Here is a 22,167-nt window from a genome sequence, read left to right as displayed (position 1 = left end):
TAGTATAAAGGATGGCTTAAGCCATCCTTTTTTGTTTGCTGAATATGCTGGAATTAATGTGGGATTGGGATGCCCTGATATCGAGGGGAGTGGGCATCCCAATATTGCTTAACATCATTGAATTATAGTTTTGCTGCCGCTTTACGTTTCGCTTGTTCGTATTCGGCTCTTGCTTTACTGCGTTCCCAAATTGGTCGTAGCAAAGGACTAAATAATACAAGTGCGGCAATGCTAATAAAGGTTAGTGTGAGTGGTCGCTCCCACAAAAAGCTCAGTTCGCCATCACCAATGAGTAGCGCTCGGCGCAGGTTATCTTCTAACATTCCGCCAAGAATAAAACCCAGCAACATGGGCGCCATAGGGAAGTTGAGTAAGCGCAAACCCAAGGCCGCCATACACACCGCCACCATTATCATGATGTCCATACTGTTGAAAGAAACCAAGTACACGCCAGTAATAGAAAACAGCAAAATCATCGGTATCAGGTAAGGTCTCGGTATATTCAATAACTTGGCTAAGTAGGGGATGAGTGGCAAGTTAAGAATAAGCAGTATCACGTTACCAAAGTACATAGAGATGATGATTGACCAGAATAAATCTGGATGCTCAATGTACATTCTAGGCCCTGGCTGAATCCCGTAAGCAATCAGTGCACCGAGTAATACTGCAGTTGTGCCCGAACCTGGAATACCCAGTGTTAACAGTGGCACAAACGAGCCCGTTGAGGCTGCATTATTAGCCGACTCTGGCGCGGCGAGCCCTTTGAGTGAGCCTTCGCCAAATTGTTTTTTATCTTCTGGTTTGGCTAAGTTACGCTCTACACCATAGGCTAGAAACGACGCGATAGTTGCGCCAGCACCGGGCAATACGCCCACAAAAAAGCCTAAGAAAGAGGAGCGTAAGGTAGGCGCGGCCACGCTTTTTACTTCTTCTTTAGTGAGCTTAAGGCTACCCAGCTCCGACATCATTTTTTGCTCTGTGGCACTGTTGTTTGGGTTTTCTGGTTTTAGCACCGACATTAACGTTTCGGCTAAGGCAAAAGTTGCCATGGCCAGTAGTAAGAAGCTGAAACCGTCGATGAGATCTAGCTGACCAAAGGTGAAGCGTTCTACACCCTCACTTCTATCGGTACCTACTGTAGCGAGCATTAAACCGAGAATTGTCATCATAATCGCTTTAAGCACTTGGCCCTTGCCCGAGAATGCAGCCACCGCCGACAAGCCCAATACCATGAGTGCGAAGTAGTCTGCGCTTTGAAAACTTAAAGATACTGAGGCTAACGCAGGCGCGGCAATCAGCAGCATTATTGCGCCAAGAGTACCGCCCGTGAACGAAGCGTAAGCCGCCACCGCTAGCGCTTTGCCTGCTTGGCCTTTTTTAGCCAATGGGTTGCCATCAAAAGCGGTGACTACGGTTGCGCTACAACCTGGCGCATTGATTAAAATAGAAGACGAAGAAGCGCCAAAAATAGCCCCGTAGTAGACACCCGCCATTAAAATTAAACCAGACGAAGGCTCTAAGCTGTAAGTGAGCGGGATCATCAAGGCAATAGCTGTAATGGGGCCGAGGCCTGGCAACATGCCAATAAAGGTGCCGACTAAGCAACCCACCACTACCATCATCAGGTTCATTGGCATTACTGCGGTGCCAAGCCCTGCTAAAATTCCGTCTAACATCGTTTACTCCTTGATTCGCTTACGCTCAGCCATTAAACCAGTGCCATAGCTGCCCTGGTTCTAAATAAATATCTAATATTTGGGTTAATAGCGCCCAAAACACGAGGGTGAAGATCACGGCTATTGCAGCAGCCTTTTTGTGTTTGGTTTCGCCCATAATGCGAAAGCTGACCACCAGAAAAATAATGGTGGCTAATACAAAACCCAACCAATTCACCAACAGGCCATAAGCGAACATGGCCGCCAGCAGCTTAGCCACAGGTTGCCAAACTAAATGCTTAATACTGGCTCGAAAATCTGCCCCACCAGTGATTACTAAAATTACCGAACATATCACTCCGCTCAGCGCCAAAAACTGCGGCAAAGTACGCGGGGTGAAGGGCTCATACTCAGCGCCGGGGAATAGCGCTATGTCGTAGCTAAAGTAGCCATAAAACAAAGAGAACAGCAGAAAAATGAGGCCGCCAATTCGTTGATTGCTAATTTGCATTGTTAGCTCCAAGTTTGAAAAATACCGGTGCCGAACTCGACACCGGTGCTTAGCCTATTACTGCGGTAAGCAAAGAAAGCAGCAAGGGAGTTGCTGGCTTATGAAATTATAAGAAACCAAGTTCTTTCATCAGACTGCCTACGGTTTTCTCTTGTTGTTCTAAGAAACCGAAGAACTGGCCGTAAGGCACAAAGTTGTTTACCCAGCCATTACGTGAGCGCACGGTTTCCCATTCGCCAGTGGCGTACATCTCTTTTAGCATGTCGGAAAACTTTTCAGCTTGCGCTTCACTGGTGCCTGGAGCGGCAAAGAAGCCACGCCAGTTAGCAAATACCGTATCGTTGCCCATTTCTTTTAGGGTTGGTACTTCTGGTGCGTCTTTTACTCGTTTCTCAGCGGTAATGGCTAGAATGCGTACTTGGTCATTTTTGGCCATATCAAGCGCTTCACCCAAACCGGTAGATAACAGCGCCGTTTCACCAGAGAGCAAACCTGCCATGGCTTTACCGCCAGCGTCGTAAGCAACGTAGCGAAGCTTCATGGGATCTAAGCCTTCGTTTTTAATGGCTGCTGCTGCAATCAGGTGATCTAAGCTACCTCGGGCGCTACCGCCTGCCACTTTCACTTTGTTGGGGTTCTCTTTGAAGTCGGCAACAATTTGGTCCCAGTGAGTATATTTTGAATCTTTGCGAACAATCAGCGCACCGTAATCTGCAATGGTGGCGGCAATGGGGGTTAAATCGCGAAATGATTGCGGGAATACCCCGGTTAGCGAGCGAACCACGATCGGCGTGGAATTCACCATTAAGGTATGTTCTTGGGTTTTAGCGGTTTCGATTAAGTGGGCAATCGCTTTGCCGCCACCGCCGCCGCTCATGTTTTGATAAGACACTTTATCGATAATGCCTGATTTCATTAAGGCTTCACCGGTACCACGTGCTGTGCCATCCCAGCCACCGCCGGCACCGCCGGGAATAAGAAAGTGAACTTCATCTGCTTGTACGGCACCACTTAGGCCGGTGGCCAATACAGCGGCCCCTATTAATGTTTTTACCAACTTAATCTTGGCTAACATGCTTGCTCTCCTTGTTGCATAGGGTTTCCAGCGTTGCTGGAAGTGATAGTTGCCAAAACTGAAAACGGCTTGCTGGCAAATAATGTTGAATTAATGTTAATCAATCGCTGGCATTTGGGAATGAAAGCCAAGTAATGGCTTTAAAGTCCATATTGGTGATTAAGTTCATATTGTTCACGGGAGTGGGTGAGTGTGCTCGTGCTAAGCTGGATTGAGTTAACAAGGAAATGTTTCGATGTATCAACAAGCTCGCTTACCCAGCTACCGCGCAAGATTACTGCTGATAATGCTGATCTACAGCTTGATTCAGCTGAGCATTGTGGTGGTGACTAGCTATTGGTATGTCAGTGATTCTGAATACCAAGATAAAGGTGAGCGGGCGCTAGATGTTGCTAGAGTAGTGGCTAAACTGCCCGATGTAGTGAGCGCGGTTGCACGAAAAGATAGTGCTAGCCTACAAACTTTAGCCGAAGAATTGCGCCGCACCATGGGCGCCAGCTTTATTGTGGTGGGAGACGCCAAGGGTATTCGTTTAGCCCACCCCAAAAGTGAGCGGATTGGTAAACCTATGGTTGGGGGAGACAACCACGCTGCCTTGGTGCTTGGCCAAGAATATGTGTCTCAAGCCAAAGGATCTTTAGGGGTATCGGTGCGCGGTAAAGTACCGGTGCGCAATAGCCAAAATGAGATTATTGGCATTGTCTCTGTGGGTTACCTGCTAGAAAAAATAGATGTGCAGCTACAACCTTATTTGCACTTTATGGCGCTGCTAGTGATGGGGGTGTTATCGCTAAATATGTTAATTGGCTGGTGGCTGGCTCAACGGATTAAAGACACCTTGTTAGGTTTTGAACCTGAACAAATGACCCGCCTATATGCCGAATTGCAAGCGACCTTGAATACCATTCGCGAAGGCGTTATAGCGATTAACCGTGAAGGCATAATTACTAACGTAAATGCCAATGCCATGCGCTTACTGGGTAAAGATGAACTCGGCCAGCCAGCCAACCCCGTAGGCATGGCTTTGCGTGACTGGTTGCCTGATAGCGATATGGTGGAACTGCTTGACCAGCCACAGGCGCAAAGCGATGTAGAGCTGCTACTCAATGGCCACTTGGTAATTGCTAACCGGGTGCCAATGAATGATCACAATCAACGCTTTATTGGCATGGTATCGAGTTTTCGCCGTAAGGATGAAATTACCCTGCTGACCAAACAACTCTCGCAAATTAAAGCCCATTCAGAAGCCTTGCGGGTGCAAAATCACGAGCATGCTAATCAGCTTAATACCATTGCTGGTTTAATCCAGTTGGGAGAGGGCGATAAAGCCCTAGCATTTATTGGCCAAGCCAATGACCAATTCCAAGAACTGATTCACTTTTTAATTGAAGCGGTAGATGATTCGGTGATTGCGGGTTGTATTTTAGGTAAGTTTCATCGGGCGAGAGAACTGGGGTTAGAGTTAAGCATTGACCCTGATAGCAGTTTACGAGACTTGCCCGAACATTGTGGCTCAGAGCAAATTGTTACCATAGTGGCTAATTTGCTGGATAACGCCTTTGAGGCCACTCGGCATAGTGAGAATCAACAAGCCGTAACATTATCAATGACTGATTTAGGTAACGATATCATCATTGAAGTGGAAGATTTTGCCGGTGGTATTCAAGATGCTTTACAGCCCAATATTTACAAGCAGGGCGTTACCACCAAAACCCAAGGCGACCATGGTATTGGGTTATACTTGGTGAAAGAAACGGTGCAGGTTTTACGGGGAAATGTAGAGTTTAGTAGTGATCAATCGGGAACACGTTTTACCGTATATATTCCCAAGCAGTTAAAGCAGGAGTAGCGATTTGATTCAGGTTCTTATTGTTGAAGACGACGCGGGTATTGCTGAAATTCATCGCCAGTATTTGCAGCGAGTCAGTGACTTTGACGTCTCGGGTATCGCCTTGAGTATTGCTGACGCAATGATTCATATTAATGCCAAGCCTCCACAGCTTTTATTGCTTGATGTGTATTTGCCCGATGGCACAGGTTTAGAGTTACTTAAACATATTCGCAGCCAAGATTTGGCGATTGATGTCATGCTACTTACCGCCGCCAAAGAAGCATCCACTTTGCAAGAAGCCCTGCGCAGCGGCGTGTTTGATTACATTCTTAAACCGGTGGTTTTTCCGCGGCTGCAGGAATCACTGAATAACTACAAAAACTACCTGCGTAGGCTTGACCAAAATAGCTCTTTTGAGCAGCAAGACGTAGATAAGCTAATGCCGATGAGCGAAGGCGCCACGGCAGAAAGTAAGAAGCGTTTACCTAAGGGGGTAGACGCGGTCACCCTAAATAAAGTGCGCGGCTTGTTTACCGAGCATTCGGCGTTAACCGCTGAGTTAGCGGGTAAAGAAATTGGCAGTAGTCGAACTACGGCAAGGCGATATTTGGAATACTTAGTGAGTTGTAATGAGCTAAGCCCAGAAGTGGCTTACGGTGCGGTAGGCAGACCAGAGCGGGTGTATCATCGACTAAAGTGACTTAGCTATTTTGTGCTGTCTATTTTAACGAATCACATAGCTGTTTAACTAAATCAATTTCATGCGTTAATGGCTTAAAAGGTGCCACATGATCAGCGATAGAGGCTCTTAGGTAGTCTGCTGCGACATACTCATAATACTGGGGTTCGATAGTTTCCTGCAGTAAATAACTGGTTCTCGATTGTTTACTGAATGCCACACTGTAGATGGGTAACTCAATGTTATCTAATTGGCTTTCTCGATAAACTTTAAAGGTCTCTTTATTATTTGTGATGAAGTCATTTAGGTACGCTGACCAATCTGCATACCATTCTGAATCATCTGCTGTGGAGTTACCTATGATTGCAATTGCAAATCCTTGCCTATAGTCATCACATAGGTTTTGTTCTGTTGTTTTGATAGTGGTTACGGCTTGTCCACTGCACGCCACACATGCCAGAATTAACCCAATCAACGTTGCCTTATTCATTTAGTCATCCTTAATTTATATCACTAACGGTAATATATGATTGTTTGAGTTAGAGGTTTGGTTAAAAAAGTGCTTCGCTTCGTACTCAAATGTTGAGGCATCAAGTTTTCTGTCAAAATGTGGAGAGTCCATTTTTGAGAAATCTCCTCCCCAACGTAAGCCTGCTTTTTTCATGGCTGCAATAAAAAGCTTCGCTGAATTAGTGGCTTTTTGGGCTTTAAAAGTGGCACTAGTGTTCCAATTGCTGCCATCCACAATGTTAACATCTACAGCGTGACCAATGTAATGTTGGCTACGCTTTGCGGGTGTAACAACAGCACCTTTAGGTGGAATTCCTAACTGTCTTAATGATTGGTTTATGACGATCTTTAACCCTAACTTTTTAGCTTCAATGTTCATAGTCTTTATATAAGGCAGTAATGAAGCAGATACAACAAACTCACCTTTTGTAACATGTTGATTTCTTAATAATTTAAAACTAGGGTTTAGCTCAATATTTGAGTAAGTAGTCGCTTTTAGGCGAATCAAATCACCCGTAGCTTGATAAGTATTGCTACTCCAAATAGCTAATTCTCGCCTAGTAGCTTTCGTTGTTTTACCCGATACAGCTTCATGAAATGTTGGTTTAACTGTAACAGTAGAGCCGTTTTTAATGCGGTAAGGAATAGTTTTCGCATTGCTTTGAAATAGCTTAAGAGCAAGATCCGTTTTGCCCCCAAAATCACCATCAACTTTGGCTACATATGTACCTACTTTCTTAAGTATAAGTTGTAGCTCTTCAACGTGACTATAAGTATCAGGGTGTGAAGAACCTCCCCATATTCTTTTCTTATCGTTATCACCACGGCGCAGCTCATACCCAGCAAAAAGTTCAAACTGCCCAGAAAGAACAGAGAAAAGTAGATTTGTTATCATACTAAGTCCATTTATTAGTGCTATTACTCTAATGAGTATATTATCATTTTGTTGGGGTGGTTACACAATAAATTGTTTTTATTAGTATATTTTTGTTCGGAAAGACTCGCCGTGGCGAGCCTTTTTAGTTTCTTTTTTTATTAGTTAGTGGCGCTATCTGCTTGGCTAGTCATGCTTGAGCCAAAGATAATACCTTGGTCATTCACAGCCATATTCATTTGCGCTTTAATGCGGTAGTCCTTTAAGTCTAATAACTCTTCTGGTACTTCTTCACCGCTCATTTCAATGCCGCTTATGATCGGTTCAAACATTTGCTGGTAATCAATGTACATGCTGATTAAGCCATTGTTAGCCACCGGCTCTGCTGCAAGTTGTTCACTAACTTCGGCTGCACGTTCGCCGTTAAACAATACAAGGTGGTTACCTTTAACGGCGAGTTGAGGTTGAATGTTCATGCTTGGTGGAATGGGTAATAGGCCTGTTAGGTCTACCGGGGTTCCGTCTGCAGGTAAGGTGATGCTGGCCAATTGTGGTGAGAACTGCTTAGCCATTTCAAACAACACTGCTGGGTTATCTGCCGATACACTTAAAATCGCGTCTAGGCTTTCCAGATCTTCTGGGCGGCTTATGTCGGCCAATTGGTAACTAAATACCGCCATGCCAACACCTTTTAAGCCGTTAGCCATGCCAGTCATCATGCCCACCATGCCAGGGTTTTGCTGTTCCATGGCCATTTGCATCTCTTGTAGAGGCGCACATTGGTAACTTGGCTGGAGCATTTCTTCCCACACTGACAGCAGCGACGGCACTAGTTGGTTAACATCAATCCCGTAGGCCATGCTGAAAACAGCATCTTCGGTATTTGATGCATATGAAGGGATAAAGCCGCTCATCGATTGATAAGCCTTAAGCAATACGCTGTTATTGCTCTCAACAACCATGCGCGCGCCAAAACTGCTTTCTTGCTCGGTAATGCTCAAGTTGTCAAAACCCATCACGGTTTTAGGCCAGTTGCTAACAATGGCACTAAATTCTTGGTCACAAGCAGGAGTACGTAGATCTACCAAGGCATTCTCATCACCGCTGGCTTGGGTAATTTTAGTTAGGTGTTTGGCCAATAAATTGCCGTCGCTGGTGGTTAACGCTTTAGCAATCACTTGGTGGTTTATAAAACCAATGCCGTCGTCGATAAAGTTGTGTTTAGTTAAGCTGTCTTGAATCAGTGTTGTATCGGCAATTGATTGACTAGCTGGAGTCATTCCTAAGGCCATTTCTAACAGTTCACTATCGTTAAGTGAAGTATTAAGGGTAATGGTTAACAAGCCATTATTTACCGCTACCACTAGCTCGGCGCTGTCTTGATCACCTTCATCACTTAATGGGTAAGTGCGGTAATCTAGCCCTTTTAAGTTTGCAGCTTTATGGCTGAAGCCACTTTGTTGCTCGGCATTGTCTAACCACGCCCAAATGGCGTCTGGCTTAGCCACTTCAACTTTAATCACTGGCACGGCGCCAAGGGTATACATGTAGCTGCGTATTTCATCGGCTAAACCAAAGGTATCTACAAAGGCTTGGCCGTCTTTAAGTGCCTCGCTGTAGCTTTTGAATAACGCGACAAAGAACTTACCACGAGGATCGCTAATCTCAGCGTCGTCAAAGGCGTCTACTGGCAAGCTTTGGTAAGAGCCAGATAAAGAGTTGATGTAGTTTTTCACCGGAAACGGCTTAAGGCTGGCTGAGAATATAGCCGTGTCGGCAGGCACATAAGCCAATACACCGCTGTCGGCTGTTGTTTGGTCTGCCTGTTGTGAATACCAATATCCGCCGGCTCCAGCACCAATAGCCAGTAAACCACCGGCGATAAGAACGTTCTTCATCTAAAACTCCATGTATTAATCGTTGATTACCTGTAGCTGAAACGCTTCATGCTTCAACTTTAGGAAGAGGTAAATGGGGCTTATTAAATCATTGATAAGCCAAGGCATCAATTGATATTGATGGTTTTAATATTGAGATCTTTCGAGGCCAAGTAAATAGAATATTTGGGGCTAGTTTCGTTATGCAACACTTTGCATGCTTTCATTCTAAGTTGACTTATTCAGTGTGTTTCACCGAAGATACGCCAGCATGTAAATAATGTTATTTTTTAGATGCTTTTGTTAAATGGATTTGTTGTGCTTAGGAAGAGCAGTTTTATGTATAAAAAGAGTCAATTTGTATTTCCCCCTTTGTGGGTATTAGCGTCAACTATGGTGCTTAGTGCGTGTGGCGGAGGGGATGAAGCGAGTGAAGTGCTTGTTAAGAATGTCCAAGCATCAGCCAGTTTTTCATTTAGTGGTCAGTTTGAAGCTGGTCAAGAGATAGTCTCAACAGTGGCTGTACATGATGTAAATGGTATTGAAAATGCGACACTTTCTTACCAATGGTATAACCAAACAGGACAAATTAGCGGTGCAACTACCCCTTCTATTCAATTAACTAATGAGCATGTTGAACAGGCTATTTATCTTGCTGTTAGCTTTGTAGATGATCTTGGATTCTCTGAGTTACTTACCAGCTCTAGTTATGCGGTTTCCGCCAAACTCAGCGCATCAGTGTTATTAGAAGGCAGTTCTTTTGAAGATCAATCTTTGGTTGCTGTCCCTACTGTTTCGATTACGGGAGGGGAATATAGCTATCAATGGAGTAGAGCTGGCGAAGAGATTTTTCAAGCAACATCTGACACTTACTTATTAACGGCCGAGGACATCGACAAGAAAGTCTCGGTAGAGCTTAGTTACACAGTGAATGGAAAAACCGTTGTTGTAGAGTCAGATTTTTCCAATAGTGTTGTGCATGTTAACCATCCAGCGGTTGGCAGTGTGAGTATAAGTGGAGATGTTGAAGAACAGTCTACGGTGACGGCTGTGTTGCAAGCCAACGACGCCGATGGCATTGAGAATATGTCAGTGACGTATCAATGGTTTGATGAGAGCGGTGAAATTAATGGTGCAACTGCTAACTCTTTGGCTTTACAGCCTTCTGATAATGGCAAAAATATCCATGTAGAAGTTAGTTTTATTGATGATTTAGGTGCTGAAGAATCGTTCTCTAGCGCTAACACTATTGTTAAAAATAAACCTGAGATGCTAATGGTGTCATCTGATGGTTATGAAATATATATCACTAAGTCTGAAGATTTAGGTGACACTTGGTTGGCCAGTGAAAGCATTCTACCCAACAACGGCGATGAAGATTACTACCCTGAAGTTGCCACTGACAACAAAGGAAATATCGTCGCAGTGTGGGAGTTTTACGACTCAGCTTATGATGTGATGTATAGCTACTCTCATGACAATGGAGCAACATGGTCGCCACGTGAGCAGCTTAACCCTGATGGTGATATTGATAACCTAGACGCAAGTCGTCCAGATATTGCGACTGACGGAGAAGGTACTTGGGTGGCGATATGGGGAACTGAAGAAGACATACAAGGCTCAGGTGCTGGCGATTCAGATATTGTCTACCAAATTTCTAAAGATAATGGCAAAACCTGGGGAAACACTACCTTACTCAACACGTTTGGTAAAAATACGCCCTCTAGCCGAAATAGTGACCCAGTCATCATCATTAAAGAGCAATTGTGGCTAGTGACCTGGTACTCTAATTTTGACCTCGATGGCGGTGCTAGTACTGATAGAGACATTTTGTATAGTTATTCTGAGGATAAAGGTGGAACATGGAGTGCACCCGCTTACTTGAACCACCAAGCCTCAGTGGATAGTAGTACCGACTATTTCGTTAAAGTGGATATGAACGATTCTGGTTTTGGTGTGGCGGCATGGGCTGGTAAAGGAACGGGTGTTGATGATTTAGATATTTGGGCTGCAACAACATCAGACTTTGGCAAAACATGGACTGATGCTAAACGCATTAACAACTATGGATCAACAGACAGTACCAGTGATCAAGATTATGCCGACAGCGTAGTGGTTACTCCTGATAACATTGCCGTAATCACTTGGCACGGTGAAAACCCTACCTTTGGTGGAGAAGATGATGTGTATTACAGCGTTTCTACCGATTTAGGCCTTAATTGGTCTGAAGAAGTGGCGTTGAATCCTAACGCTGATTCAGATTCGCAACTAGAAGAATCGGCGATGTTAACCTATACCCCAGAGGGTACTTGGATCGTCAACTGGCACAATCAGAATGAATACGACACTTGGATGTCTACCAGCACCGATTTAGTCACTTGGACGACACCGGTAAAAGTGCTAGATGATAGCTACTCACAGTCGGTGATTTTGTTCCATTAAGCTGCTTTTTTCATTTTACAACAGTGAACTAATTTTAATGGCCTAAAGTTGAACTTTTAGGCCATTTTTACTCACTCCATTAACACCTTATTGGGCAGGGGCTACATAGCTACCAATTGTTTCTACTGTTTGATAAAGCATTATTCTTCAGCCACTGTCGGCAGCTTATAATTAGTAATTGCGGTATTCAGGCGCTGTGAACCACCTTAAAAATATTTATATGAATTACGATATTTTTGTTACTGGAAATGTAGTTTCACATCTTATTGATTTTTATAATACTAAATGCTTAAATCCCGGCTTTGTTGTTTTCAGGGATGAAGTATGAAAAACAGAGTGTTGGGCCTTATTGCTGCCCTAGGATTGAGTGCATGTGCGTTAACAGGGCCTACGGTTGATGAAGTGACTGCGGCCTATAAAACAGAATTAAATGCTCCTCATAAAGAAACTATTCGCGAAAATATAATAGAAGATTGCGCTAAGTTCTACCGTAAAGAAATAAGAACCATTGATACTTGTTACATGAAGGGTGATGTAATTGTTTACGAAACGCGTTTAACTAACAATCGTTGGCAATGGAATCCGCAAGCAGCTTCAACTACGAGTGGATATATACTTAAGGATTTTTGTACTAACCCAGCCAAGCTAGATGCTCTTAAGCATGGTTTTGGTTTGCTTGTTAACCTCACCGGTAAGAATGGTTTTGTTGGCAAAGTGAAGTCTTATAAAGACTGCCAAACGCTATAATAGATTTGTGTATTCAATGACAATATCTAAAAGGCTTAAGTTATCACTTAAGCCTTTTTTGCTTGGTTTAAACAAGCGTCTCTGGCCACTCACTCATTGCAAACGCTGGCGTTGGCACACCTCTTATATCTTCAAGCTCAATCGCAAATACACCGCCACTTAGCGGGTAGTCTCGGAGTTGTTGTTCACTCATGCCTTCGCTAGCGGTTACTACATAGAGAGTGCTTAAATCGGGACCGCCAAAAGCACACTTGGTCACATTAAGTGCTGGAATTGCTATTTGTCGTTCTAGTTTTCCTTCTGGCGTATAACGGCTTACTTGCGCGCCATTGTAGTGAGCTACCCAAATATGTTGCTCTGCATCGATGGTGATGCCATCGGGGTTGCCAAAGCTGCGATCTATTTCTAGCCAGTTTTCCAATTTAATGAGGCTACCATCTTCAGCCAGTTTACTGCGTAAGATGCAGTAATTTTCAGTGTCTACAAAGTAGCCATAAGCTTTAGAGGCGCTAAACGTTGGACCATTGGTCACCCAATACTTGCCAGCCAGCGAGTTCAGTTTAAGGTCTGGACTTAAGCGGTAAAACGAGCCTGAATCTTGTTTGAGTTGGCAATCCATTGAACCTAACCAAAGGTCGCCGTTTGGCGCTACCCATGCATCATTAAGGCGATTGTTAGGCAGCTGAGGTTCTGGGTCTATTAACGGGTAGCTGATGTTATTGCTTAGCAGCTTTACGCCGTCGGCATAAGTGGCGACAAAAGTACTGTGTTCACCGGGTATTTGAGTGGGTAAAATAGCGCTAATCATCGGTTTTTGTGACCAGGTTTGCTGTTGGCCGCTGGCTGGATGAAAACGATGCAGGCTTTCTTTTAATATGTCGACCCAATACAAAGCTTGTTCTTGCTCAATCCAGATAACCCCTTCTCCTAAACGCGCTTGAGCTGGCCAGATACATTCTATCTTGGGGTTACTGTTCATCGTTATGTCCTTTACTAAATGCCCTTATAAGCGAGCATTTTCTCATTCAATTCGTTTGTTAGCGATGGTAACACTTCTTAATTAGGGGATGATTTGTTTCATCAGTTTTCTACATTTTTGCGAGTTAGAGTAGGGCGTAAAGAGCATTTCTAAGGAAGGAGACCGTGCTGGTTTGTTTATGGTTAGCGTTACAGACAAAGCAACAATATCTTCATCGCTGAATACGTCGCTTAAAAGTTGTTTGTTTTGGATTTACATGAGGATGTGAAATCAGTTTGGAGGATTAAGCTAAATACGGATGGGTGGGTAGAGTATTTGTTTGTATTTTATTTTCTTGGTAGAGGCAGTGTTTGCTCTTTGGCTTATACGTGGTTATTAACTCTTTTATGTTCGTTTTTGGCAAAGTTAAATGCTGTTTTTTGTTTGGCTTGTTAGTGAAAAAACCAAATAAAATTAATGATTTAAATCAATGTGCCTGTGGGTTGCTCTATTTTGTTAGTTCTTTGTTTTGTAGCATTGTTCTCTATTAGTTATCGGTGCTGTTAAATTCCGAATAGCTAGATGTAAAGAGTATTTTGTACAAGGAAAGTAGAGCGGTATGTTGAGTGCCTAAGTTTTACTCTCCCCTGAAGGTATTGAGGAGATAATTATGCAAAGAGAGCAGTGGGGCTCCCGGGTTGGCTTTATTATGGCCGCCGTGGGTTCAGCAATTGGATTAGGCAACATTTGGCGCTTCCCTTATATGGCGTATGAGAACGGTGGAGGGGCATTTTTTATTCCTTATCTGTTCGCTATGTTATCGGCGGGTATTCCATTTATGATCATGGAATTCAGCCTTGGCCATAAAATGCGTGGCGCAGCCCCTCAAGTGTTTGCAAAACTAGGGCGAAGATTAGAGTGGTTGGGTTGGTTTCAAGTATTTATCGCGTTTGCGATTGCGGTGTACTACGTTGCCGTAATTGGCTGGTCTATTTCTTACCTTGGATTTTCATTTACCCAAAGCTGGGGCGCAGATCCAAATACTTTCTTCTTTAGCGAATACCTAAAGCTGGGCGACAACAGCCCAAGCAATTTGGGGAGTGTTCAGCTGCATATTTTAGTCCCTGTAGTGATTGCTTGGCTAATTACCTATTCAGCGGTGTTTACTGGGGTTAAAGGTGGTATTGAGCGCGCCAGCAAAATAATGATGCCTTTGCTATTTGTTATGGTGTTGGGACTAATTGTTCGAATGGCCTTTTTACCTGGAGCGGTAGAAGGTTTGAACTACCTATTTAAACCTGACTTTAGCAAAATCTTAGACGCATCGGTGTGGTCTGCCGCTTACGGGCAAATCTTCTTCACCCTAAGTGTCGGGTTTGCCATTATGCTGGCTTACTCTAGTTACCTGCCAAAAAATTCCGATATTGCTAATAACGCCTTCATGACCGTGTTAATTAACTGCGGTTTCTCGATTATGGCTGGCATCATGATTTTCGGTATTTTGGGTTACATGGCTGATCAGCAAGGTGTTGCTATTACCGAAGTGGTAAAAGCTGGCGTAGGCTTGGCTTTTGTTACTATTCCTACTGCTATTAATCTCTTGCCTGCTCCTTATATCTTAGGGCCATTATTTTTCTTAGCCTTAACGGTAGCGGGTTTAAGCTCAATGATTTCTATTATTGAAGCGGTAACATCGTCGGTAATTGACAAGTTTGGTTGCGGCCGTAAAAAGGCGGCTACAGCAGTATGTGGCGTAGCCCTATTTGTTTCTTTAGCTTTTACTACCAATGGCGGCTTATTGTTATTAGATGTTGTTGACTACTTCATGAATAACGTGGGTATTCTTGGTAGTTGTTTCCTTGAGCTCATCATAGTGGGTTGGATGCTGAAAGGTTTACCTGATTTACGTGAATACAGTAATCAACGCTCAGAGTTCCGTATTGGGGCTTGGTTTAATGTGTGTTTGCGTTTTGTTAGTCCGGCCATTTTGTTGGTTATATTAGTGACCAACTTTATCTCTTTGATATCAGAAGGCTACGGTGGCTACAATCAGTTTGATTTAATGACCTTTGGTTGGGGGCTTGTTGCGATTATGGTAGTGCTATCTATCATCGTAAGGAAACTGCCTACAGCACCAGCAACACAGGAGTAATAACATGGAACTAAGTGCAATTATTATGATGGCTGTTGGTTTAGGGTTTACTTGGGGTGGGGCGGCTTTTTGTATTGCTAGAGCCATGAAGGCCAAGCAAGACTAAACACAACACTTTGAAACAAAAAGCCAAGCAACCTTGCTTGGCTTTTTTGTGGCTTAAAACTGATAAGTATATGAAATACTTGAGGTGGTGTTATGGCCATAATCGTCGTTGGATAAATTGACATTTCCACGAATACTTTGCTCTTGGTTGATGCGATAGCTCGCACCAATGCCGCCCCAAATTGATTGGTAATTATTAGATGCGACCGTTGTACCTAACCACGATACTAGCGACCATTGTTCATTAAAGGGACGAATGGCAAAACCACCAAGATAACCACCATAGTTGAGCTCACTGGTGTTTTTAGGATCAATCACCGACACTCCGCCCGTTGGAAAAACCATCCATTTTCCGGTATTCACACCAAACTCTGATAACGGTACATAGGTGCCTAAATTGTAACTAATGCGGTCGGTATTGCCGTCTACATATAAATTAACAATGCCTTTTTCAAATAACCACGACCCACCTAAGTACCAATCGTCACCACTGGCATTCACTTTACCGCGTAACATGCGGCTATCGTCTAAGCCTATTGAGGCATTAACGGTAAGTTCACCGTCATAACCCACGCCTGCGCGCGTTACAATTTGAGTGGGGTCTTCAATATGTTTCTCGCTAGAGCTTTGGCGTTCTTCAGCGTTTAATGTGCTGGCCCATAAAGTAAAGCAAGCAAAGAGGGCAAGGTATAAGGGGGCATTCATAGTGGCAAATCTAGTCACGTTGGCAAAAGGTGGCGCAATATATAGTAGCCGACGAGGTTTAGAACTAAATGTGGCTGGTTGAATTAACTAACCGTTAAAAGTGACGTAAAGTGTACGCTTTGTGTACTATAACTCAGGAGTATTTTGTTTTATATCATCTTGGCTTACTCGTTGTCTTGCATCATCTGGTAACTGATTAAGTAGGTTCACCACTTCTTTGGCTAACGCGCTTATTTGTTGATTACTATCACCCACTAACTCTTGGGCAATCGCCGCATGAGTACCGTTTCCCGTAGCTCGTAAGGCCATTAAGGCATCGACTCTAATCGATGCGCTAGGGTCGTTAAGTAAGGGCTGGATTAACGGTACCGCCAAATAATTATTGGTTTGTGAAAGGGCATATAAGGCTTGGCTTCGCTGGTGATCTTGGTTGCTGTTAATGGCTTCTGATTGCTCGGCTACGTAGTCTTCAAGCAAACTATAGTCACCACGTTGGGCTAATACTTGAGCACTTATTCTACGAAGGTTATCGTTATGTCCATTGTCGTAAATCGTGGTGACTAAATAGTCAGGCAAGCTTTGTGGCTCTTGGCGCCATTCATAAATGAGGCGAGAGAGCGCTGCGAGATCATTGGCTTGTTTGCTAAGCAGCAAGGTGTTTATTTGCTCTTCTACGTCAAACGGGCTATCACTTGCGAGCTGGCGTAAGGCGGCAACCGTATCACTGGCCGCTTGGTTGCTTATGGCATTAGTCTCTATACCAATAGCGGCCTTATCTGTTTGTGCAGCGTTTTGTTGGGCATTGCTTGGTAGGTTTGCTTGGACGGTAATATTGCCAGTAGTTGGCTCACAGTGGGTAAGCAAAAGCTCTGCTTGCTGCGGTGAATAATCAACTTGCTGTAATTGGACTTCCGCTAGGTGTAGTTTTTCACGCAGCCGCTCTAGGTCATCTTCCAGTGCGCTGATGTCTTGTTCGGCCTCACTGCTATAGCCGGTGTGTTCTGCGGGGCTTAAAAAAAGTACCAAGATGAGAACAAGGCTAGGGATGATCAATACTGCGGTTTTTAATATGCGCATTCAATCCACCTTATTAATCTAGTTGCTTGCGAAGTACTCAAGAAGCATTAATAAAGAAACGGCCAAAGGCCGCTTCTTTGAGTAATGCTAACTTGTCGAGTTTAGTTGAATTTAAACTGCTGATTGCTGGCGTTATGACAATTGTACTGGTTTACGTTAGCGCCATTGTTTTGGTTGGAGCTACCTACTTCAATACATTTGCTGCTGTGTTTAGCTTGCATAGTGAACCAACCACCACCCTGATCATACAGTTTGAATTGTTGGTTACCGCCGTTATGACAGGCATATTGGTGAATGTTGGCACCGTTGTTAGTCGAAGGTCCCGCCACATCTAAACACTTGCTGCTATGCTGGGCTTGAACGGTGTACCAACCGTTCCCTTGACTGTAAAACTTCCATTTTTGGTTGTTGCCGCCACCACAATCATATTGCTGAATATTCGCGCCGTTGTTGTTACTTACACCCGCCACGTCTAAACATTTTTTACTGTGTTTAGCTTGTAACTTAACGGCGTAATTAGGGGGAGTAACAGTAGAACCGTTGCCACCGCCATTATCACCACCGCCGTTATCGCCGCCGCCGTTATCGCCGCCGCCATTATCACCACCACCGTTATCTCCGCTGCCACTTTCGCCAACGGTGATATTTGAACTACCGCTACTTTGGTAACCTTCGGTACCCATTACCATGTAGTCAAAGCTACCTAGCTGCAGGCCACTACGACCCCAGGCATCAAAGTGATTGCCGGTGGTAATGGTTCCGCTTGAGCGTTTGTTACGGCGAATACTCCAGTACTGATAGAAGGTCGCATTACCAACAATAGAGGGTTTATTAACACGCTGAGTGCGATATAAATCGTAGGTGCCACCATCGGTGGTGACAGTGCCCAAGTTTTGAGCGCCAGTGCTAGGGTTATAGCCAATCCAGTTTTCCACTACGTAGTATTCAACCAGCGGGTTACGCGTCCAGCCATACAATGCCAAGTAACTGGTACCATTAGCTTGATAGCTGCCCGAATAAGTCACATTTTTGCGACCGCCTGGCTTCCAGCCTTTTCCGCCAACCCAGTTTTTTACATTCGACCAGCGCGATGAATAATTACCGCCGTTACCTAGGGTGAACGAGGCTTCATTACTGCCATTGTTTTCTGACCAAAATGAATAGAAGTACCCATTGTGGTAACCGGTTTGGTTGCTCGTTAGAGTTTGTGCTTGAACCGGTGACACTGAAATGATGGCGGCGCAAGCAATTGCTGTTACTAGGCCTTTTGCACTTAGCACTTCTTTTGCGGCGAGGTGCAAGGTTGACGCTATGGTTGTATTCATTGTTATTCCTCTTGGGATTGCCCAAATGAATCGAAGAACTGCAAGGCTTCGCTCATCCATGTCTTTAGAGGCGTTGGTTTATCTGCAACGCTTCGGTTTAGTGTTCAACTAAATTGGATTGAGCCATCTCCTCCTTAGGCGAAGTAATACCGCTGCGAACACCGCTTATTTCGTGGTTACGCAACTTGTGGCTGTCCAGCTCACCGTTTGCGGTGAGACATTGTTTAGTCATTGTTTACACTATTCACTTCATGTGTATTGTTAGCGCTAACATTTCTGCTTGGTTTTAGGCCCATATATTTTGGTTTAGACAATTAAAGTCCAAGCTCACTCTTGATGTGAGTGATTTTTAAGCGCTTACAGATTAAAGCTCTGGTACTTAAAAGGGTCAAGACTATGAGTGGAGCTTTAACGCGAACAAAGCGGGTAGGGCGGGATTAAACTTCGATCTGCTTCACGAAAAATCGAGGTTTATTATTAATTAAATGATGATATTTTAAAGATGAAGTTTTGATTCATTGACCACTCATATCAGGGCTTTAGCAAATCATTATTAAAAGTGGAGGGAGCCAGAGAGAGAAAACAACGTGCAAAATTTCACAAGGCTTAACAATTTTTCACTTTAGTGATAATAATATTTTTAATGGGTGTTTTGCGTAACGATAGGTGAAAAAACATGAGTGAAAATGTGGCCACTTACAATGCCTATGTTCAGGCAGTAATTGCCGAGCAGAATTTGCTCGGCTTTTGATTTATTGGCTATTTAGCTTTTTTAATTCCTATATTTTTATACGTAACTTGGCTAATGGCTAAGCCTTGCCAGCTCTTTAAAGCTTCAGCTTTACTCTCTTTGGCATAATAAAAATAAGGCTGGCGCAAGGCTGCTTGGTCGGCGGGCATAGCAAAGTATAAACGAGCTCTTTCTCCGCTCAGTTGTGCACTGGTAAGGTAGGCGACTAATGCATGCTCCAGTGCATGATAATCACTTTTCCAAAGGTGGATTTTCAGCCCTTGGTTAGCCACCGGGTAGGTGCCACCATCTTTGGCAACAAAACGGTCAAACCATTGCGGATAAGTGCTGACTAAATACTGCTGAGCATTGGGGTCTACCAAGGCTAAACTGGCTGCCGATTGGTCGAGTTCAGCATATTCCCACCAGATAGCGGGTGCGCCATTAGGGAGTCGTCGCCAACCACCGTCGCCTTGCTCAATAAACGCTGCGGCTAAGGTGTCTTGTAAGCCTTGTTGGCTTTGTTTGGCAAGTTGCTGTTTACCTAAATACTCAGCGGCTAGCCAACTCATCCACCACGATTTAGCGGTGTGCCCATAATCGTTATGGCGAGAGGAGTCGAGTTGGTAGTCTTCACCGTGTTTAGTCCCCCAAAATCGATGATCTTGAGGGCGTAAAAACTGATTCATTATGGTGTCTAACAACTTGCCTAAATCAGCATCCCATTGGCTTTTGTGTGGCTCTGGTAACAGTGGAGCAATCAGCAACATATACGCATTGATTTGATCCAATTGAGCCACTAACTCTATCTCTTCACCGCTGCCATTATTAGACGGCGCGTTTACCCAGCGAAGTCGTTGAGCTTGCTCATCCCAGTATTGTTTAAAAATATAATCCTTAACTTTAAGTAAATCGGCAAGCACCTGTGTGTCGCCACTTAAGTAATAATAAAAGGCCATGCCTAGCTGGGCATAGGCTAAGTCTTGGGTAGTGCGCTGCTTGGCAGAGAATTTAGATTGACCGTTTTCAGTTACGCTAACCACCGAGCCTTGCTCTTCGAGTAAATGATTGCGTAAATAATCTACGCCTGCTTTAGCCAGCTCTAAGGCCTGTTTATCGCCGGTTAAGTGAAAAATAACGCCATACACAAAAGTGTGCCGCGCTTGCATTCGCGTGTAGCTTTCAGCGAGATGAGGTTTCATCCAAGCGGGCGCAAAGGCCAAATCGTGGCAAGGGTCAACAGTTTGATACAAGGAGCCGTCGTTACAGCGAAAGGTAGGGAAGTTGCCCATGGGCTCACCAGCAGCATCTTGATGAAGCCAAAAGGGCGCGAGTTCGTTTTCAACGCTGTCTAACCAACGTTGCGGGGAAGGAATGGCGTTATTCGCTGCTTGGGCATTTCCTCCCGCCAACAAACAGACACTGAGTAATACTCTTTTCACAGGCTAACCCCTTTAGCGCATTGAATATTAGCTAATATTAGCCAACAGCAAAAAGAAAAAATCAGCGTTAAAGCACAGTTTAATAGGGTTATTTATATTTGTATCAAGAAAAAGCGATAGCAAGCTGCTATCGCTTTGGTTGGGTTAACCGCCTTGTTTAAACTGCTTGCTACTGTTTTGAACTCGCCGGTAAAACTTTCCTAGTTCTTTATCGGCAGATCGCCTTTCAGCAATGCTAGCGGCGTTAAACTGTTGTTCGCGCATTAGCTTTTGATAATTAACCAGTCGGCGCTCTTCTAATTCACCCTTGTTAATCGCCAGCCTAACTTGGCAGCCAGGTTCACTGTTGTGTTGGCAATCACCAAACTTGCACTGTTGAGCTAATTCAGTGATGTCATTAAAGGTGGCGTTTACCCCCTCTTCACAATCGCTAAGTTGTAACTCTCGCATGCCCGGTGTGTCTAGCAGTAATCCGCCTTTGGCCATTAAGTGCATAGCGCGAGCAGTAGTGGTGTGACGCCCTTTACTATCTGCTTCTCTAATGGCTGCGGTTTCACTGCTTTGCTCACCTAACAGGGTATTGATTAAGGTTGATTTACCAACACCAGAAGATCCCATAAACGCCACTGTTTGGCCTTGTTTACACCTGGGCTCTAGTTTGGCAACGTCTTGAGTATCAAGCGCATTTACTGCTTCAACCAGTAACATTGGGTCTAACTGTTGTACCTGTTGAACATAATGCGGTACGTCGTTGCAAGTATCGGCTTTGCTTAACACCACTACTGGGTCAACGTTAGCGTCATTAGCCATTGCTAAATAGCGTTCAATACGACTCAAGTTAAAGTTGTTGTTTAAGGAACAAACAATAAACACCGTATCTACGTTAGCGGCAATTAGCTGTAATTCAGCGCGTGTACCTACTGCCTTTCGACTAAACAAGGTCGCTGGATCTAAGTGTTTACAAAACCTAGGCTCGCCATTGTTTTCATCTATCAATAGCCAGTCACCCACTGCCATCTTAGGCATGTTAGGTGTAATGCCAATACGTTGCATGGCAGTTTCAGTTGCTACCACGTATTCACTGCGGTGTTGCTCAAATACGCGAGCAGGTATACACGAATCAAGTTCGTCTAAAGTAAGTTGTTGTTGAAAAAAGGGTTTCCATCCAAGTTGAGATAGAGAAAAAGAATTACCCATTGAGATTACCCCAAGCACATTGGTGCTATGTAAAAATAATATAGGGGTCGTTATTACGCCCCGGTGATTACCGGGCTGAGCAGGAGAGAGTTATTACGCTTGTTCCTGAGCCCGTGGAGTGTTGATTACAATCATTTTGTATCCTCGCTATTGACTAAAAATCGCCTAAATAATATCAAAAAAGCTCATCATATAGCCATGCTTACTTTTACAAGGATTGAGGCAGATCAGTTTGTTGCTTGCAAACAACAATATTGGTTGGGCTTTAGCCTGAT

General features: G+C 44.1%; 19 protein-coding genes. 6 read left to right on the top strand and 13 right to left on the bottom strand.

The window, feature by feature from the left end:
* Positions 1–122 precede the first annotated feature (122 nt).
* The 3 genes from Q4549_RS03550 to Q4549_RS03540 all read right to left on the bottom strand — a co-directional run bounded on the left by Q4549_RS03550 (position 123) and on the right by Q4549_RS03540 (position 3,241).
* Positions 123–1,676: a tripartite tricarboxylate transporter permease gene (locus Q4549_RS03550; RefSeq protein ID WP_303549398.1), complete on the bottom strand. Its 1,554-nt coding sequence runs from the start codon at positions 1,674–1,676 to the stop codon at positions 123–125.
* Between the two features lie 25 nt (positions 1,677–1,701).
* Positions 1,702–2,166, bottom strand: a complete 465-nt coding sequence (locus Q4549_RS03545) for a tripartite tricarboxylate transporter TctB family protein (RefSeq protein ID WP_137672045.1) — start codon at positions 2,164–2,166, stop codon at positions 1,702–1,704.
* 106 nt (positions 2,167–2,272) lie between these two features.
* On the bottom strand, positions 2,273–3,241 hold the full coding sequence (locus Q4549_RS03540; RefSeq protein ID WP_137672044.1) for a tripartite tricarboxylate transporter substrate binding protein: 969 nt from the start codon (positions 3,239–3,241) through the stop codon (positions 2,273–2,275).
* 235 nt (positions 3,242–3,476) lie between these two features.
* On the opposite strand from Q4549_RS03540, the gene Q4549_RS03535 reads away from it, so the two are divergent.
* Together Q4549_RS03535 and Q4549_RS03530 are read left to right on the top strand one after the other, a co-directional pair.
* The gene (locus Q4549_RS03535; protein ID WP_303549401.1) at positions 3,477–5,090 is read left to right on the top strand and encodes a sensor histidine kinase; all 1,614 of its coding nucleotides are present in this window, start codon (positions 3,477–3,479) and stop codon (positions 5,088–5,090) included.
* Between the two features lie 4 nt (positions 5,091–5,094).
* A complete protein-coding gene (locus tag Q4549_RS03530) occupies positions 5,095–5,772 on the top strand; it encodes a response regulator (protein ID WP_303549404.1) in 678 nt (225 codons plus the stop codon).
* A gap of 19 nt (positions 5,773–5,791) precedes the next feature.
* Here Q4549_RS03530 and Q4549_RS03525 read toward each other — a convergent pair whose 3' ends face one another.
* The 3 genes from Q4549_RS03525 to Q4549_RS03515 form a co-directional block, all read right to left on the bottom strand.
* Positions 5,792–6,241 carry a hypothetical protein gene (locus tag Q4549_RS03525; protein ID WP_303549406.1) on the bottom strand — a complete coding sequence of 150 codons (450 nt, stop codon included), beginning with the start codon at positions 6,239–6,241 and terminating at the stop codon, positions 5,792–5,794.
* Between the two features lie 15 nt (positions 6,242–6,256).
* A complete protein-coding gene (locus Q4549_RS03520; protein WP_303549409.1) occupies positions 6,257–7,156 on the bottom strand; it encodes a M15 family metallopeptidase in 900 nt (299 codons plus the stop codon).
* A 140-nt stretch (positions 7,157–7,296) separates the two neighbouring features.
* Positions 7,297–9,033, bottom strand: coding sequence for a hypothetical protein (locus tag Q4549_RS03515; RefSeq protein WP_303549413.1), 1,737 nt, complete (start codon positions 9,031–9,033; stop codon positions 7,297–7,299).
* A 318-nt stretch (positions 9,034–9,351) separates the two neighbouring features.
* On the opposite strand from Q4549_RS03515, the gene Q4549_RS03510 reads away from it, so the two are divergent.
* Both Q4549_RS03510 and Q4549_RS03505 read left to right on the top strand, forming a co-directional pair.
* Entirely contained in the window at positions 9,352–11,454 is a 2,103-nt protein-coding gene (locus tag Q4549_RS03510; RefSeq protein WP_303549416.1) for an exo-alpha-sialidase, read from the top strand.
* Between the two features lie 324 nt (positions 11,455–11,778).
* A complete protein-coding gene (locus Q4549_RS03505; protein WP_303549425.1) occupies positions 11,779–12,201 on the top strand; it encodes a hypothetical protein in 423 nt (140 codons plus the stop codon).
* Between the two features lie 67 nt (positions 12,202–12,268).
* Here Q4549_RS03505 and Q4549_RS03500 read toward each other — a convergent pair whose 3' ends face one another.
* Positions 12,269–13,180, bottom strand: a complete 912-nt coding sequence (locus Q4549_RS03500) for an SMP-30/gluconolactonase/LRE family protein (RefSeq protein WP_303549428.1) — start codon at positions 13,178–13,180, stop codon at positions 12,269–12,271.
* Positions 13,181–13,829: 649 nt separating this feature from the next.
* On the opposite strand from Q4549_RS03500, the gene Q4549_RS03495 reads away from it, so the two are divergent.
* Both Q4549_RS03495 and Q4549_RS03490 read left to right on the top strand, forming a co-directional pair.
* A complete protein-coding gene (locus tag Q4549_RS03495; RefSeq protein WP_303509854.1) occupies positions 13,830–15,311 on the top strand; it encodes a sodium-dependent transporter in 1,482 nt (493 codons plus the stop codon).
* A gap of 4 nt (positions 15,312–15,315) precedes the next feature.
* Positions 15,316–15,417, top strand: a complete 102-nt coding sequence (locus tag Q4549_RS03490; protein WP_303549430.1) for a MetS family NSS transporter small subunit — start codon at positions 15,316–15,318, stop codon at positions 15,415–15,417.
* A gap of 53 nt (positions 15,418–15,470) precedes the next feature.
* Here the strand turns inward: Q4549_RS03490 and Q4549_RS03485 are convergent, their stop codons facing one another.
* The 6 genes from Q4549_RS03485 to rsgA form a co-directional block, all read right to left on the bottom strand.
* Complete coding sequence (locus Q4549_RS03485) at positions 15,471–16,121, bottom strand: hypothetical protein (protein ID WP_303509858.1); 651 nt, start codon at positions 16,119–16,121, stop codon at positions 15,471–15,473.
* 126 nt (positions 16,122–16,247) lie between these two features.
* Positions 16,248–17,198 carry a HEAT repeat domain-containing protein gene (locus tag Q4549_RS03480; RefSeq protein ID WP_303549432.1) on the bottom strand — a complete coding sequence of 317 codons (951 nt, stop codon included), beginning with the start codon at positions 17,196–17,198 and terminating at the stop codon, positions 16,248–16,250.
* A 101-nt stretch (positions 17,199–17,299) separates the two neighbouring features.
* The gene (locus Q4549_RS03475; RefSeq protein WP_303549435.1) at positions 17,300–18,523 is read right to left on the bottom strand and encodes a glycoside hydrolase family 11 protein; all 1,224 of its coding nucleotides are present in this window, start codon (positions 18,521–18,523) and stop codon (positions 17,300–17,302) included.
* Positions 18,524–18,620: 97 nt separating this feature from the next.
* A complete protein-coding gene (locus tag Q4549_RS03470; protein WP_303549438.1) occupies positions 18,621–18,755 on the bottom strand; it encodes a hypothetical protein in 135 nt (44 codons plus the stop codon).
* 527 nt (positions 18,756–19,282) lie between these two features.
* Positions 19,283–20,695, bottom strand: a complete 1,413-nt coding sequence (locus Q4549_RS03465) for a hypothetical protein (RefSeq protein WP_303549440.1) — start codon at positions 20,693–20,695, stop codon at positions 19,283–19,285.
* Between the two features lie 144 nt (positions 20,696–20,839).
* Positions 20,840–21,892 (bottom strand): ribosome small subunit-dependent GTPase A, encoded by a 1,053-nt coding sequence (rsgA, locus tag Q4549_RS03460; protein ID WP_303549443.1) that lies wholly within the window; start codon positions 21,890–21,892, stop codon positions 20,840–20,842.
* Between the last annotated feature and the right edge of the window lie 275 nt (positions 21,893–22,167).

The organism is Agarivorans sp. 2_MG-2023 (assembly GCF_030548085.1).
Lineage (GTDB): Bacteria > Pseudomonadota > Gammaproteobacteria > Enterobacterales > Celerinatantimonadaceae > Agarivorans.
This window is presented reverse-complemented; position numbering and strand designations above follow the sequence as displayed.